The organism is Microbacterium sp. MMO-10 (assembly GCF_037148715.1).
Classification (GTDB): Bacteria; Actinomycetota; Actinomycetes; order Actinomycetales; family Microbacteriaceae; genus Microbacterium.
In genome coordinates, this window is record NZ_JBBCSV010000003.1 from 687,722 (window position 1) to 702,512 (window position 14,791).

The window sequence follows — 14,791 nt, forward strand, 5'->3', positions numbered from 1 at the left end:
CTTCCGGGTGGTTCCTGGGTTGTTCCGGCCCTTCTCGGGGCCGGTCGTGCGGTCAGAGTGTCTCGGAGCGGCGGGCGTCGAGGAACGCGTCCATCGTGCGCCAGCGGTGGTTGCGGGCGGCGAGCTCGATCTCGAGGGGATCGGCGCCGGAGCGGATGAGATCCAGGATCTGCACGTGCTCCTCGACGGAGTGCCCCGCCCGTCCCGGCACGAAGGCGAACGTGGAATCGCGGATCCCGGACAGCCGGGCCCAGCCGCGGTGCACGAGGTCGAGGATGTGCGGGTTGGGGCAGGGCTCGTAGAGCACGGAGTGGAACTGGCGGTTCAGCTCGGTGAAGCGGTGCGCGTCGAAGCTGTCCAGCAGCCGGGTCATGCGGTCGTTGACCTCGGCCGCGCGGGCGAGAGCATCGGCGTCGAGCAGCGGGGCGGAAAGCGCGGTCGCCGCGCCCTCGACCAGGCCCAGGGTCTGCATGGTGTGCGCGTACTCGCTCTCGTCCACGAGCGAGACCCGCGCCCCGACGTTGCGCTCGAAGGTGACGAGGCCCTCGGCCTCGAGCCGGCGGATCGCCTCGCGCACGGGCACCACGCTCATCCCGAGCTCGTCGGCGATCGTGCCGAGCACCAGCCGGAAGCCGGGGCCGAAGGCGTGCGAGGCGATGCGGGAGCGGATCCACGAGTAGGCCTGCTCCGACTTGCTCGCCGTGAGCAGGTCGGTCATGCCCCGGGCTCCGCGGATGCGGCCTTCGCGGCGTCGTACTTCGCCCGCCAGGCGGCGTTCATCGGGAACAGCCCGTCGACGGGATGCCCGGCCTCGACCTGCTCGGCGATCCAGGCGTCCTCCTCCTCCTGGGCGAGGGTGGCGTCGACGACCTCTTCGACGAGCGCGGGCGGGATCACGATCACGCCGTCGCTGTCGCCGACGATGATGTCGCCCGGCTGCACCGTGGCGCCGCCGCAGGCGATCGTCACGTCGACGTCCCACGGCACGTGCTTGCGGCCGAGCACCGAGGGGTGCGCGCCCTGGGAGAAGACCGGAAGGCCGATCTCGGCGACCGCGGCGAAGTCGCGCACGCCGCCGTCGGTGACCACGCCGGCGGCGCGGCGGGCCTGGGCGCGCAGGGCGAGGATGTCGCCGAGCGTTCCCGTGGTGGCGTCCCCCCGGGCCTCGATCACGATGATCTCGCCCTCCTCGACGGCATCGAACGCGCGCTTCTGCGCGTTGTAGCCGCCGCCGTGGGTCTTGAACAGATCCTCGCGGGCGGGGACGAACCGCAGCGTCTTCGCGGTCCCGACGATCTTGGCGCCGGGGAGGTTCGCCGAGACCCCGTCGATGAAGCAGGCGTGCAGGCCGCGCTTGCGGAGCTGGGCGCTGAGGCCCGCCGTCGGGGCGGCCGCGAGTTTGGCGCGGAGCTGCGGGTCGAGTCCGGGCTCCGTCGCGGGGGCTTCCGCGGCGGCTTCGGCGGGCAGCCCGGCCGCCTCGCGCGATCCCCAGGCCTCGGCGCGCTGCAGGTCGTCCACGGCGGGGAGGGATCCGAGGGAGCCGTCGAAGGCGACGGTGCCCTGCGTGACGGTGGTGCGCAGCCCGCCGGAGGTGAACGTCCGGGAGGAGTGCGGGGCGTCGACCTCGACGACGACGACGTCCCCAGGGACGATCACGCTGGATCCGGCCGGGGTGCCGGTGAGGATGATGTCGCCGGGTTCGAGCGTGAAGTGCTGGGAGAGGTCAGCGATCAGCTGCGGCAGCGGGAACAGGAGGCCGCTGGTCTCATCGTCCTGCCGCAGGTCGCCGTTCACCCAGGCGCGCACGCGGAGCTCGGCGGGGTCGACCTCGGCGGCCGGGATGAGGTCGGGCCCGATCGGGGTGTAGCCGTCGCCGCCCTTCGAGCGCACATTGGAGCCCTTGTCGTTCGCGCGCAGGTCGTAGAGCCCGAGGTCGTTCGACGCGGTCACCCAGGCGACGTGCGACCAGGCGTCCTCGACGCTCACCCGGTGGGCGGCGGTGCCGATGATGAGTGCGATCTCGCCCTCGAAGGCGAGCAGCTCGGTGCCGGCGGGGCGCTCCACGACGCCGTCGGTGCCGGCCATGGAGGAGGACGGCTTGAAGAAGTAGGAGGGGGTCGCGGGGGTGCGGCCGCGCTGGTCGGCACGGGAGCGGTAGTTGAGGTGGATCGCGATGATCTTGCCGGGCCGGTCGATCGGTGCGGACATGGGCGCCTCCTCGCGCGGTGGGTGCCAGGGGTGCCTTGGCGTCGTATTCGAAATCGTATATCATCGTGTCGAGCCCGGCAAGCAGGGAATCCGGATCCGTCCGCAACGGGATCCGAGGCCCCCGACGGGCACGACGACGATGTCGGCCAAGACGACGACGTCCCATGCAAAGGAGTACGCAATGTCCGCAGAATCCTCCCCGGGCTTCACGCCCACCGGCACCATCGCCTCGGCCGCCGACCGGCGCCGGGTGGTCTTCGCCACCGTCATCGGCACCACGGTCGAGTGGTACGACTTCTTCATCTACGCCACCGCGGTGGGGCTGGTGTTCGGCCAGCTCTTCTTCAAGGACCTCGGTGCGAACAGCGCCCTCGTCGGGTTCGCGACCGTCGGCGTGAGCTTCCTGTTCCGCCCTCTCGGCGCGTTCCTGGCGGGCCACTTCGGCGACAAGTTCGGCCGCAAGGCCGTGCTGATGTGGACGCTGATCCTCATGGGCGCGGCGACGGCGCTGATCGGCGTGCTGCCCGATGCGAACGCGATCGGGGTCGCGGCTCCGATCCTCCTGGTGCTGCTGCGCATCCTGCAGGGGATCTCGGCCGGCGGCGAGTGGGGCGGGGCGGTGCTGATGGCCGTCGAGCACGCCCCCAAGGCCAAGCGCGGCATCTTCGGCGCGGCGCCGCAGATCGGCGTGCCCCTGGGCCTGCTGATCGCCTCCGGCGTGATGGCGATCATGGCGCTCGTCGCGCCGGGCGACCAGTTCCTGTCCTGGGGCTGGCGGATCCCGTTCCTGCTCAGCGTGGTGCTGATCGTGGTCGGCTACTACGTGCGCCGTCGGGTCGAGGAGAGCCCGGTGTTCACCGAGCTCGCCGAGCGCAAGGAGGCCGCGAGCATGCCGATCGTGCAGCTGTTCCGCAAGCACCTGCTGCTCGTGATCATCGCCGCCCTCGTCTTCGCCGGCAACAACGCGGTCGGGTACATGACCACCGGCGGGTACATCCAGGGATACGCGACCAACCCCGAGGGCGCGCTCAAGCTCGACCGCGGACCCGTGCTCTGGGCGGTGGCCGGCTCTGCCGTCACCTGGTTGCTGTCGACCCTGGTCGCCGGGTGGATCTCGGACCGGATCGGGCGTCGCACCACCTACATCATCGGCTGGATCCTGCAGCTGATCGGCGTGTTCACGCTGTTCCCGCTGGTGAACACCGGGCAGATCGGACTGCTGTTCGTGGCCCTCGCGATCCTCACGATCGGACTCGGCTTCACCTACGGCCCGCAGGCGGCGCTCTACACCGAGCTGTTCCCCGCCTCGATCCGCTTCTCCGGGGTCTCGATCTCCTACGCGATCGGCGCCATCGTCGGAGGCGCCTTCGCGCCGACCATCGCGACCGCGATCGTGCAGGCGACGGGCTCGACGCAGGCGGTCACCTGGTACCTCGCCGGCATGACGGTGATCGGCCTCGTCGCGACGCTGCTGCTGCGCGACCGCAGCGGCATCCCGCTCGGCCCCGACGCGGAGGCCGAGCAGGCGGTGAGCCCGATCTACGGGATGTCCCGGGCCTAGACCGGAAGACCGGGCGCGGCGCCGTATTCAGGCTGGGCTGCCGGTGGTGGGGGTTCTGGCCCGTGGTTTCGCGGGGTGGGGCTGGTCTGGCCTGAGTTGGGCGGGGTCCGGCTCAGGCCCGGAGCGCGTGGCGGATGGTTGCGGCGGAGCGCCGCAGGCGCGCGGCGAGTCGCGAGTCTCGCTATCGGCCGCGCCTGCGGCGCCGTATTCAGGCTGGGCTGCCGGTGGTGGGGGTTCTGGCCCGTGGTTTCGCGGGATGGGGCTGGTCTGACCTGAGTTGGGTCGGCTCAGGCTCCGAGGGCGTCGCGGATGGTCGCGGCGGAGTGCTGCAGGCGTGCGGCGATCTCGGCGTCGGTGCGGTCGGTGGCGACGTGCACCACGGCGATCGCGGCGGGGCGCTGTCCGCGCAGGGCGAGCGGAACCGCCACCGACTGCACGGTCGGGATGACCTCGTCGTGGCTGGTCGCGAAGCCCGCCAGGCGGGATCCGGCGACCGCGTCGTGCAGCGCCGCGGGGGCTCCCTCGGGCCACTCGACCTCGGGCAGTTGCGCGAGGATCGCCTTGCCGGGGGCGCCGACCGTCACGGGATGCCGGGCGCCCGGGCGCTGCGCCACGCTCGCGACGGTGTGCCGCGGCTCGACGCTGACCAGGGTGATGCACTCCTCGCCGTCGAGCACGGCGAGGAAGCAGGTCATGCCGAGCTCGTTCGCGACGGCGGTCAGCTCGGGAAGGGCCTCGGCCTGCAGATCCTGCGCGACCCCGGCGGCGAGTGCGGCCATGCGCGGCCCCAGCGCGACGAGGCCCGCCGCGTCCCGCCCGATCAGGCGGTGGTCCTCGAGGGTGCGGAGCAGGCGGTACGCGATCGAGCGGTGCACGCCGAGGCGTGCGGCGATCTCGTCGATCGAGAGGGGGCCGCGCTCGTCGCCGAGGATCTCGAGGATCCGGATTCCGCGGCTGAGCGTCTGGGATGCAGGGGCTTCGGCCATGGATCCGCCTTCCGATGTTGATCGACGTCGCGACCTCGGCTAGTCTGTGTTCAATAGTAGAACGTTGCGTTCGAATATAGAACACGGATCACCCGGTGCGCAAGAGCCGCCGACGATCCCGAACCACGCCCGACGGCGCCGTCAGGAAGGAATCGACGACGATGCAGTTCCACCACCACGGATACGTCTCCCACGACCCGCGGGTGCTCCCGGCCGCCGGCACCGGTATCGACCGCCCCGCCGACCTCCCCGACGAGGTCGATGTGCTCATCGTCGGATCCGGGCCTGCGGGAATGCTGCTGGCGGCTCAGATGTCGCAGTACCCCGGCATCACGACCCGGATCATCGAGCGCCGCGGCGGTCGGCTGGAGCTCGGTCAGGCCGACGGGATCCAGCCGCGCAGCGTCGAGACCTTCCAGGCGTTCGGCTTCGCCGAGCGCATCGTCGCCGAGGCCTACAACATCGGCTGGATGAACTTCTGGGGGCCGGATCCGGAGAACCCGCAGAACATCGTCCGCACCGCGCGCACGGCCGACTACGCGTACGACATCTGCGAGTTCCCGCACCTCATCGTGAACCAGGCGCGGGTGCTCGACTACTTCGCCGAGGCGGCCGCCGACGGGCCCGCCCGGATCGTCCCCGACTACGGCGTGCAGTTCACCGGCCTCACCGTCCACGAGGACGGCGAGCACCCGGTCGAGGTGCAGGTGCGCTACGTCACCGGCGACCGCGAGGGGGAGGAGCGCACGATCCGCGCGACCTACGTCGTGGGCTGCGACGGCGCGCGCAGCGGGGTGCGCGAGGCGATCGGCCGCACGCACGTGGGCGCGATGGCCGCGCACGCCTGGGGCGTCATGGACGTGCTCGTGAACACCGACTTCCCGGACTGGCGCACCAAGTGCGCGATCAACGCGGAGGCCGGCAACATCCTGCACATCCCGCGCGAGGGCGGCTACCTGAGCCGCATGTACATCGACCTCGGCGAGGTCGCGGCGGGGGACGACCGCCAGGTCAGGCACACTCCCATCGAGGCGATCATCGCCAAGGCGAACGAGATCCTGCACCCCTATGCGATCGACGTGAAGCAGGTCGCCTGGCACAGCGTCTACGAGGTGGGGCACCGGATCACGGACGGCTTCGACGATGTGGGGGAGGGCAGCACCCGTCATCCGCGGGTCTTCCTCACCGGCGACGCCTGCCACACCCACAGCGCCAAGGCGGGCCAGGGCATGAACGTCTCGATGCAGGACGGGTTCAACCTCGGCTGGAAGCTGGGGTCGGTGCTCACCGGCCGCAGCCCGCAGGAGCTGCTCTCGACGTACGGCGCCGAGCGGCACCCCGTGGCGCAGCAGCTCATCGACTTCGATCGCGAGTGGTCCTCGCTCATGGCGCGCAAGCCCGAGGAGATCTCGGATCCGCAGGAGCTCGCGAACTACTACCTCGCGACCGCCGAGTTCCCCTCCGGGTTCATGACCCAGTACACGAGCTCGATGATCACCGGATCCGCCGCGCATCAGCCGCTCGCCGCGGGCTTCCCGCTCGGCAAGCGCTTCAAGAGCGCCGAGGTCGTCCGCGTCTCCGACGGCAACGTCGTGCACCTCGGACACCACGCGAAGGCGGACGGACGCTGGCGCGTGTACGCGTTCGGCGACGCGACCGGCTCCGGACTCGACGCCTGGGCCGAGGCCGCGGCGCCGGTGCTCGCCCGGTTCACGCCCGCCGACGGCGACGTGGACGCGGTGTTCGACGTGAAGGCCGTCTACCAGCAGTCCGCCGAGGACCTCGATGTCACGACCGCGCCGGCGCTCTTCCAGCCGAAGACGGGCCCGCTCGGGCTCACCGACTGGGAGAAGCTCTACGCCGCCGCGCCCTCGCACTGGTCGAAGGGCGACATCTTCGTCGAGCGCGAGCTGTCCCGCGACGGCGTCGTGATCGTCGTGCGTCCCGACCAGTACGTCGCCGCGATCCTGCCGCTCGGCGCGATCGGCGAGCTGGAGTCGTTCCTCGAGGGGGCGTTCCTGGAGGCCTGAGACTCCGGAGCCGGCGCCGGGCGTTCGGCCTCAGCCGCGGATCGGCGTCGCCCCGCCGGTGACGACGATGCCGCCGACCTCCGGGATCGTGACCGTCAGCAGGCTCGGGCGGCCGACGTGCGCGCCCTGGTGGATCCGCACCACGCGGTCCTCGGGGACGCGGCCGATCGCCCGCAGGTAGGCGCCGGTCGCCGCGGCGGCCGATCCGGTCGCCGGGTCCTCGGTGATCCGGCCGACGGGGAAGAGGTTGCGTGCGAGCAGCTCTCCGCCGGCCACCGGGTGCAGCACCGTGATCGTGCCGGTCCAGCCGCGCTCGCTCATGAGCGCGGCCACGGGCTCGGGCGCGAAGCGGAACTGATGGAAGATCTCCGGATCCCGCAGTACCAGCACCGGATGCCAGTTGCCCGCGAACGACTCGCGCGCGGGATGGGCCGGATCCAGATCCTCGGCGCGCAGCGAGAGCACCTCGAGCAGGCGGGCGAGGACGCCGGGATCCAGCTCCCGCACCACCGGCTCGACGCTGGTGAAGGCGACCTCGATGCCGCCCGCGCCGGTCGACGCCGTGAGGGCCACGTCGCCGACGGGGGTCTCGAAGGTCATGTCGCCGTCGCCCTCGCGCTCCGCGAGCAGCACGGCGGTCGCCACGGTCGCGTGTCCGCAGAACGGCACCTCCGCCGCCGGCGACCAGTACCGGATCCGGTAGCGGCGCTCGCCCGCCTCGGCGCTCCTGCCGAGCAGGAACGCCGTCTCGGGGTAGCCCACCTCGGCCGCGATCCGCTGCATGTCCGCGTCGGTCAGCGCCCCCGCGTCGAGCACGATGCCGGCGGGATTGCCGCCTTCCGGGGCGGCGGCGAAGGCGGCGTAGCGGAGGATCTCGGGGGTGGCGCTCATGGGGTCGAGCCTACGGCGACCCTGGCCCGGGGGCGTTCGGGTCGGGTTGATCGAGGGAGGCGAGGATCCGCCGGGTCGCCTCCGCGAGGGCGGGTACGCTCGCGCGCGCCGTTTCGAGCACCACCGCGTGCGCCGTGTCGAAATAGTGATGCGCCAGGTGGTCGCGCATGCGGGCGATGTGCGACCAGGCGACGCCCGGCTCCGTTTCGAGGAGTGACGTGGGCAAAGCCTTCGTCGCCTCTCCGATCTCGAAGAGCCGCATGCGGATCGCATCGAAGCGCATCCCCTCGTCGATGTCGACGGCGCCCAGATGCTCGGCGATCGCTTCGGCGGCGCTGAGGAGGTCATTCAGGCGCGCTCGTGGCGAGCGCTTCACAGCATCACGACATCTCGCGTGACAGAAGGGGTGACATCTGCCTTCAATCCGTCGCGCGGAACGAGATCGACCGAGCGGCCGAGAAGGTCTTCGAGTTCGACCTGAGCGCCGATGATAGCGAGCAGCCCCGTTCCGTCGGCGATGTCGACGAGCAGGTCGATATCGCTGGTGCTCGTCTCCTCGCCCCGCGCCACGCTGCCGAAGACGCCCACGTTCGTCAGGCCGTGCGCGGCCAGGACGTCGACGATCTCGTCGCGTCGCCGTCGGATGCGTTCCAGCTCGGAGAGCGGCGCGTACTCGATGGTGAGCCCGGCGGCCCCCAGTAGCAGGTCGACGGCGCCGAAGGAGGGCTCGCGCTTGCCGCGTTCGTAGTCGCTGATCACGTTCTGCGCGATGCCGCTGCGACGGGCGAGCTCGATCTGGGTCATGCCGGCGCGCTTTCGCGCCTCCCGGATCACTTCCGCCGCTCGTGCCATGACGCCACGATATCACTGATCCGCGATATCCCGGATCAGTGATATCGAAGAGTTCTTGGCGTGGTCCGTGTGGGGCAGGGGTGCACCGGCCGACGTTCAGGAGTTCACGCGGATGATCTCCTCCTGGTACGGGGCGATCACGTCGCCGGAGATGCGCAGGTCGAGCACGAGGAACGGGCGGGTCGCGGGATCCTCGGACGTCCAGGCGGCGAGTCGGTCGAGGTCGGCGAGGGTGCGCACCGCGACGCCCTCGGCGCCCACCGCCGCGGCGAAGGCGGCGAAGTCGACCTGCGGGATGAGCATGGGCTCGCGGGCCAGGCCCTTGAGGCCGTAGAGGTTGACCTCGGCGCCGTAGGCCGCGTCGTTCCAGATCACGGCGAGGCCCCGGCCGCCGGCGGAGCGCACGGCCGACTCCAGGTCGGCGATCGCCATGAGGCCGCCGCCGTCGCCGGAGGTGAGCACGACGGTCGCCTCCGGGCGGGCGCGGGTGGCGCCCACGACGCTCGGCCAGCCCTGGCCGATGGCCTGGAAGGCGGTGCCGATCATCATCATCCGGTCGGGGGACGCGACGGGCCAGTACATGTTCGCCCAGCCGATGAAGTGCCCGCCGTCCGAGACGACGACGCGATCCTCGGGCAGCAGCTCGGCGATGCGGCGGGCCGCGGAGCGCGGGTCGAGCCGGCCGTCGGGCGCCGCCTCGTCGCCGGGCGCGTACGCGCGGGCTGCGACGACGTCGACGCCCTCCCGCCAGCCGGATCCCTCGGCGCCCTGCAGCCGGGCGACCAGCGCCTCGGCCGCGAGCCGGGCGTCGGCCCGCACGAACCCGCCGACGTGCGCGTGCGTGGCCGCGGGCGCCACATCGATCTGGAAGACCTGCGTGCCCGGGGCGAACAGGGCGCCGAACCGCATCGTGAACTGGTTCAGCGAGGCGCCGAACACCACGGCGACGTCGGCCTCGCGGATGAGGTCCATCGCGCCCTCCGCGCCGAAGCCTCCGGTCACGCCGAGGTCGAAGCGCTGGTCGGGGAACACCCCGCGGCCGAGCGCGGAGGACGCGGTGAGCGCGCCCGTCGCGTCGGCGAGCGCGCCCAGCGCCTCGCCGGCCCCGGCGAGCCAGGCGCCGCGCCCCGCGAGCAGGAACGGGCGCTTCGCGGAACCCAGGGCCTCGGCGATGCGGTCGAGCATCCCCTCGGCGAACTCGCCCTTCACCGCGAGCGCCGCCGGCACGCGCGGCGCGGGAGCGGCGGGCACCTCGCCGGCCTCGAGGGCGGCGACGTCGTAGGGGATCGCGAGGACGACCGGCACGCGATAGGTGAGGGCGTGCTCGATCGCGATGACCGAGGTCGCGGCGGCATCGGCCCGGCCGACGGTGTACGTGCGGGCGCCGACGCCCGAGGCGAGGGCGATCTGGTCGACGTCCCAGGGGCGCGGGCCGCTCGTGGGCTCGTCGCCGACGACGAGCACGAGCGGGATGTGCGCCTGCACCGACTCGGCCAGCGCTGTGAGCGTGTTGGTGAAGCCGGCGCCATAGGTGCTGGTCGCGGCGGCGATGCGCCCGGAGGCGCGGAAGTGCGCGTCGGCGGCGACCACGGCGCCCTGCTCATGACGGACGGCGGTGAAGCCGGCATCGGTCTGCTTCTCGATCGCGTCGAGGAAGTAGGCGTTGCCGTTGCCCATCACGCCGAAGACGGCGTCGATGTGCTGGGCGAGGGTGAGCGCGACGTGCGCGGAGACGGTGGGCATGCGGAACGTCCTTTCGAGACGACAACGGAACAGGATCCGTATGTGTCTCGCCGGAGCTGCTGCGCACCGTCGTCGGTGCGTGCGCTGCGGGCTTCGTGCCCCTTTTTCGAGCACCGGCGCACGGAGGCGGGTGACGCGCGGGCGCCGGACGAGCCGATTCTATCGCGCCAGGCCGCCCCGGCGGATCCGGCGTCCTTCCCCGAGCGCGACGGTTTCGGATCCGCGCCCGATCGCGATGGTTTCGGATCCGCGCCTCACTCGCGCAGGAGTCCGCGCAGGGTGTGGATCGTGTCGGCCTCGGCGGCCGGCTTGTCGGGGCGGTAGTGCTTCACCCGGGCGAACCGCAGCGCGACGCCGCCGGGGTAGCGGGGCGAGCGCTGCACCCCGTCGATCGCGATCTCGACGACGATCTCGGGGCGCATGAACACGGCGGACGCGGTGCGCCGCGTCTCGTAGCCGGGGAAGGTCTCGGTCTGCCAGCGCAGCACCTCGTCGGTGAGCCCCTTGAAGGTCTTGCCGACCATGACGAAGCCGCCGGGCTCGCCGAACTCGCCCTCGGGATCCCGGGCCCCCAGGTGCAGGTTCGAGAGCAGGCCGCGCCGCCGCCCGGATCCCCACTCGGCGCCGAGCACGACGAGGTCGTAGGTCAGCACGGGCTTGACCTTCACCCAGCTCTTGCCGCGCCGGCCCGCCGCATAGGCGGATCCGATGGCCTTGACGACGACGCCCTCGTGCCCCGCGGCCAGCGCCTCCCTGGACACGCGCTCCGCCGCCTCGGGATCGGCGGTCACGACCCCGGGCATGCGCCACCCGCCGACCACGCGCTCGAGCTCGCCGAGACGCGCGGCGAGCGGCTCATCGATGAGATCGCGACCGTCGACGTGCAGGAGGTCGAAGAACCACGGCCGCAGGGCGAGTTCGCGGGAGGCGTCCGCGCCGAAACGGGACATGGTCTCCTGGAACGGCCGCGGGCCGCCGTCCTCGTCGAGCGCGAGCGTCTCCCCGTCCAGGATGAGGTCGTGCGCGGGCAGGGCGCGCACGATGTCGACGATCTCGGGGAGCCGGTGCGTCACATCGGCGAGGCTGCGCGTGAAGACGCGGACCTCATCGCCGTGCCGGTGCACCTGGATGCGCGCTCCGTCGAGCTTGTACTCGACCGACGCCTCGCCGGTGATCTCCAGTGCCGCGCCCGGAGTCGTGGCGCTCGCCGCGAGCATCGGGAGCACCGGCCGGCCCACCGCGAGCCCCACCGCCTCCAGGTCCTCCGCGGTGCCGGTGAGGGCGATGAGCGCGGTCGCGCCGAGGTCGCCCGAGAGCATCGCGGCCCGTCGGACCGCCGCGGGAGCGCGGTCCGACGCGCGGGCGACCGCATCGAGCAGCACGCCTGCGAGCGCGCCGGTACGGAGCTCGCCGAGCATCGCGCGCGCCAGGAAGTCCCATTCCGTGGCGGTGGCACGGGCGGCGAGCCCTTCGAGCGCGGCGGAGCGCGCGGACGAGGACCCCGAACCGGAGACCGCGGCGAGCTCATCCAGGGCGCGGTCGACGTCGGCGATCGTCAGGGATGCCGATTCGGCGGGCGCCACGTCGACGGCGGCGATGCCCCGCCAGCCGACTCCGAGCCTGCCCTGCCTCGGCGAGGCGAGCAGCAGCCCGACGAGGGGCGCGAGCTCGTCGGGCTCGGCGCCGCGCAGCAGTCCCGCCAAGACGTCGATCTTGGCCAGGCGCGACGAGGTGGCGGCGGCCCGGCCGACCGCGGCGACGACCTCGCTGAGCTTCATGACGGCATTGTCGCACCGGGGTCGGACATCGTGAGCGCGCTCGTCCGCCCCGCACCGCTCTCAGCGCGAGCGGTCGATGAGCGCGAGCAGGGCACGCCCGTACGCCTCGGACGGATCCGGATGCTCGAAGCGCAGCTGCTCCGGGCCGATCTCGATCTCGACGCGGAACGCGTCGTCGAGTCGCGTGAGCTGTCGGAACGTGCCACGCAGCAGGTCGCGCAGCTGGTCCTCGCGGGGCAGCCAGACCGCCTCCGTGAGCGGCACCGCGTCGAGCGCCCACTCGGTCGTGCCGTTGAACGCGAGGATCATGCCGGTCGGCGTGCGCCGGGCCTCGATCGTCATCGTGCTGACGGTGAAGACGTCGGCCTCGACCTCCAGCTCCACCTCGTCGGGCAGGACGAGCTGGAAGCGGTCGCCCTCGGCCGGGTGCCACACCAGGCCGGCGTCGCGCAGCGCGATCGCGAGTTCACGCGTGATCACGAGACGGGCCTCGGCGCGATTGCGGCGCGGAGACCGGTCGTCCGTCGCGCCGATGTGCTCATCGTCCGAGCGTAGCCGGATGCCCGGGAAGGACGGCCGCGCGCATGTCGGAGGAGTGCGGCAGGCTGGGAGCATGACGCAGCACGGCTCCTCGCCCGAGACGCACGCCGCAGCCCTCGCGGCGCTGCGGTCCCTCGTCGGCCGCCCCGACGCCGAGTTCCACGACGGGCAGTACGCGGCGATCGAGGCGCTGGTCGCCGAGCGGCGGCGGGCGCTGGTGGTGCAGCGCACCGGCTGGGGCAAGTCGGCGGTCTACTTCGTCGCGACGCTGCTGCTGCGTCAGCAGGGGGCCGGGCCCACTGTGCTCGTCTCCCCGCTCCTCGCGCTCATGCGCGACCAGATCGCCGCGGCCGAGCGCGCGGGCGTGCGCGCGGTGGCGATCAACTCCACGAACGCGCACGAGTGGGCCGACGTGCTCGCGCAGCTGGACCGCGACGAGGTCGACGTGCTCCTGGTGTCTCCCGAGCGGCTCAACAACCCGTCGTTCCGCGAAGAGCAGCTGCCCGCGCTCGTGCGCCGCATCGGCATGCTCGTCGTCGACGAGGCGCACTGCATCAGCGACTGGGGGCACGACTTCCGCCCCGACTACCGGCGGTTGCGCGAGCTCATCGCGCGGATGCCCGCCGACGTGCCGGTGCTCGCCACCACCGCGACCGCGAACAGCCGGGTCGTCGCCGACGTCGCCGAGCAGCTCGGCGCCGCGGAGGCGGGAGGCGGATCCGAGGTGCTCACGATCCGGGGCCCGCTCGCCCGCGCCTCCCTCCGGCTCGGGGTGCTGCGCCTGCCCGATGCGCCCAGCCGGCTGGCCTGGCTGCTCAGCCATCTGGACGAGCTGCCCGGATCCGGCATCATCTACGCGCTGACGGTCGCGGCGGCCGTGGACACGGCGCGCCTGCTGCGCGAGCGCGGGCACGAGGTCCGCGCCTACACGGGCCAGACGGATCCGGAGGAGCGCGCCGAGTCGGAGTCGATGCTCAAGCGCAACGAGGTGAAGGCGCTGGTCGCGACGAGTGCGCTGGGGATGGGGTTCGACAAGCCCGATCTCGGGTTCGTGCTGCATCTGGGGGCTCCGTCCTCTCCGGTCGCGTACTACCAGCAGGTGGGCCGCGCCGGGCGCGCGAGCGAGAGCGCGGACGTGCTGCTGCTGCCGGGGGCCGAGGACCGCGACATCTGGCACTACTTCGCGACCGCGTCGATGCCGGATCGGGAGCGGGCGGAGCGGGTCATCGCGGCGCTGGGGGACGCGCCGGTGTCGACCCCCGTCCTCGAGGCGATGGTCGACATCCGCCGCACGCCGCTGGAGCTGCTGCTCAAGGTGCTCGACGTCGACGGTGCGGTGCGCCGGGTGCAGGGCGGCTGGGTCGCGACGGGCGAGCCCTGGGTCTACGACGCCGAGCGGTACGAGCGGATCGCGGCGGAGCGCCGGGCGGAGCAGCAGCACATGGTGGAGTACGAGCAGGGCTCGGGATGCCGCATGGAATTCCTGCAGCGCACGCTCGACGATGACACCGCCGCACCCTGCGGGCGGTGCGACAACTGCGCCGGGGCCTGGTATCCGACCGGCGTCGGCGCCGATGCGAGTGCCGCGGCCTCGGCGTCGCTCGATCGCGTCGGAGTGCCGGTCGAGCCCCGGCGGGCGTGGCCGACCGGCGCCGACCGGCTCGGCGTCCCGGTGAAGGGACGCATCGCCGTGGACGAGCAGGCGGGGGAGGGGCGCGCGCTCGCCCGTCTCACCGACCTCGGCTGGGGCGGTGCGCTGCGCGAGCTCTTCACCGCCGGAGCGCCGGATGCCCCGGTTCCCGATCGGCTGCGCGACGCCTGCGTGCGCGTACTCGCCGGCTGGGGCTGGGCCGAGCGTCCGGTCGCGGTCGTCTCGGTGCCCTCGCGCACCCGACCGCTTCTCGTCGGGTCGCTCGCGCGGAGCCTCGCCGAGATCGGCCGGCTGCCGTACCTGGGCGAGCTGGCCACGACCGGAGGAGGGCCGAGCGGCGGGCCCGGCGGCAACAGCGCGTTCCGCCTCGCCGGCGTCTGGGACCGGTTCTCCGCCGATGCCCTTGCCGTCCCGGCCGGGCCGGTGCTGCTCGTGGACGATCAGGCCGACAGCCGCTGGACGCTCACCGTCGCCGCCCGATCCCTCCGTCGTGCCGGAGCGACCGACGTGCTCCCGTTCGTGCTCGCGCTGCGGGGCTGAGCCGAGCGATC

The 14,791-nt window shown here is 72.5% G+C and carries 12 protein-coding genes; 3 read left to right on the plus strand and 9 right to left on the minus strand.

The window, feature by feature from the left end:
• Positions 1-52 precede the first annotated feature (52 nt).
• Positions 53-718, minus strand: a complete 666-nt coding sequence (locus WFJ17_RS11975) for a GntR family transcriptional regulator (RefSeq protein WP_251438630.1) — start codon at positions 716-718, stop codon at positions 53-55.
• Positions 715-2,208, minus strand: a complete 1,494-nt coding sequence (locus WFJ17_RS11980; RefSeq protein WP_292884898.1) for a fumarylacetoacetate hydrolase family protein — start codon at positions 2,206-2,208, stop codon at positions 715-717. Before WFJ17_RS11980 ends, WFJ17_RS11975 begins: the two co-directional genes overlap by 4 nt.
• A gap of 181 nt (positions 2,209-2,389) precedes the next feature.
• Between WFJ17_RS11980 and WFJ17_RS11985 the strand changes: the two genes are divergently transcribed.
• Positions 2,390-3,769, plus strand: coding sequence for an MFS transporter (locus WFJ17_RS11985; RefSeq protein WP_251438628.1), 1,380 nt, complete (start codon positions 2,390-2,392; stop codon positions 3,767-3,769).
• Positions 3,770-4,056: 287 nt separating this feature from the next.
• Here the strand turns inward: WFJ17_RS11985 and WFJ17_RS11990 are convergent, their stop codons facing one another.
• On the minus strand, positions 4,057-4,755 hold the full coding sequence (locus WFJ17_RS11990) for an IclR family transcriptional regulator (protein WP_336648535.1): 699 nt from the start codon (positions 4,753-4,755) through the stop codon (positions 4,057-4,059).
• Between the two features lie 161 nt (positions 4,756-4,916).
• Here WFJ17_RS11990 and WFJ17_RS11995 point away from each other — a divergent pair, with 161 nt between their 5' ends.
• Entirely contained in the window at positions 4,917-6,785 is a 1,869-nt protein-coding gene (locus tag WFJ17_RS11995) for an FAD-dependent monooxygenase (protein WP_336648536.1), read from the plus strand.
• Positions 6,786-6,815: 30 nt separating this feature from the next.
• Here WFJ17_RS11995 and WFJ17_RS12000 read toward each other — a convergent pair whose 3' ends face one another.
• From WFJ17_RS12000 to WFJ17_RS12025, 6 genes are all read right to left on the minus strand, one after another.
• Positions 6,816-7,676 (minus strand): PhzF family phenazine biosynthesis protein, encoded by an 861-nt coding sequence (locus WFJ17_RS12000; RefSeq protein WP_336648537.1) that lies wholly within the window; start codon positions 7,674-7,676, stop codon positions 6,816-6,818.
• Between the two features lie 10 nt (positions 7,677-7,686).
• On the minus strand, positions 7,687-8,052 hold the full coding sequence (locus WFJ17_RS12005; protein WP_336648538.1) for a HepT-like ribonuclease domain-containing protein: 366 nt from the start codon (positions 8,050-8,052) through the stop codon (positions 7,687-7,689).
• On the minus strand, positions 8,049-8,528 hold the full coding sequence (locus tag WFJ17_RS12010; RefSeq protein ID WP_251438623.1) for a helix-turn-helix domain-containing protein: 480 nt from the start codon (positions 8,526-8,528) through the stop codon (positions 8,049-8,051). Before WFJ17_RS12010 ends, WFJ17_RS12005 begins: the two co-directional genes overlap by 4 nt.
• A gap of 96 nt (positions 8,529-8,624) precedes the next feature.
• Positions 8,625-10,271 (minus strand): thiamine pyrophosphate-binding protein, encoded by a 1,647-nt coding sequence (locus WFJ17_RS12015; protein WP_336648539.1) that lies wholly within the window; start codon positions 10,269-10,271, stop codon positions 8,625-8,627.
• Positions 10,272-10,525: 254 nt separating this feature from the next.
• Positions 10,526-12,049 (minus strand): ATP-dependent DNA ligase, encoded by a 1,524-nt coding sequence (locus WFJ17_RS12020; RefSeq protein ID WP_336648540.1) that lies wholly within the window; start codon positions 12,047-12,049, stop codon positions 10,526-10,528.
• A gap of 60 nt (positions 12,050-12,109) precedes the next feature.
• Positions 12,110-12,529: a pilus assembly protein CpaE gene (locus WFJ17_RS12025; protein ID WP_336648541.1), complete on the minus strand. Its 420-nt coding sequence runs from the start codon at positions 12,527-12,529 to the stop codon at positions 12,110-12,112.
• A gap of 133 nt (positions 12,530-12,662) precedes the next feature.
• Here WFJ17_RS12025 and WFJ17_RS12030 point away from each other — a divergent pair, with 133 nt between their 5' ends.
• Positions 12,663-14,780, plus strand: coding sequence for a DEAD/DEAH box helicase (locus WFJ17_RS12030; protein WP_336648542.1), 2,118 nt, complete (start codon positions 12,663-12,665; stop codon positions 14,778-14,780).
• Positions 14,781-14,791: the final 11 nt, after the last annotated feature.

What these genes read in the sequence shown, in the direction of transcription:
- WFJ17_RS11975 (WP_251438630.1), bottom strand. Translation starts at nt 718, where the DNA reads ATGACCGACCTGCTCACGGCGAGCAAGTCGGAGCAGGCCTACTCGTGG.
- WFJ17_RS11980 (WP_292884898.1), bottom strand. Translation starts at nt 2,208, where the DNA reads ATGTCCGCACCGATCGACCGGCCCGGCAAGATCATCGCGATCCACCTC.
- WFJ17_RS11985 (WP_251438628.1), top strand. Translation starts at nt 2,390, where the DNA reads ATGTCCGCAGAATCCTCCCCGGGCTTCACGCCCACCGGCACCATCGCC.
- WFJ17_RS11990 (WP_336648535.1), bottom strand. Translation starts at nt 4,755, where the DNA reads ATGGCCGAAGCCCCTGCATCCCAGACGCTCAGCCGCGGAATCCGGATC.
- WFJ17_RS11995 (WP_336648536.1), top strand. Translation starts at nt 4,917, where the DNA reads ATGCAGTTCCACCACCACGGATACGTCTCCCACGACCCGCGGGTGCTC.
- WFJ17_RS12000 (WP_336648537.1), bottom strand. Translation starts at nt 7,676, where the DNA reads ATGAGCGCCACCCCCGAGATCCTCCGCTACGCCGCCTTCGCCGCCGCC.
- WFJ17_RS12010 (WP_251438623.1), bottom strand. Translation starts at nt 8,528, where the DNA reads ATGGCACGAGCGGCGGAAGTGATCCGGGAGGCGCGAAAGCGCGCCGGC.
- WFJ17_RS12015 (WP_336648539.1), bottom strand. Translation starts at nt 10,271, where the DNA reads ATGCCCACCGTCTCCGCGCACGTCGCGCTCACCCTCGCCCAGCACATC.
- WFJ17_RS12020 (WP_336648540.1), bottom strand. Translation starts at nt 12,049, where the DNA reads ATGAAGCTCAGCGAGGTCGTCGCCGCGGTCGGCCGGGCCGCCGCCACC.
- WFJ17_RS12030 (WP_336648542.1), top strand. Translation starts at nt 12,663, where the DNA reads ATGACGCAGCACGGCTCCTCGCCCGAGACGCACGCCGCAGCCCTCGCG.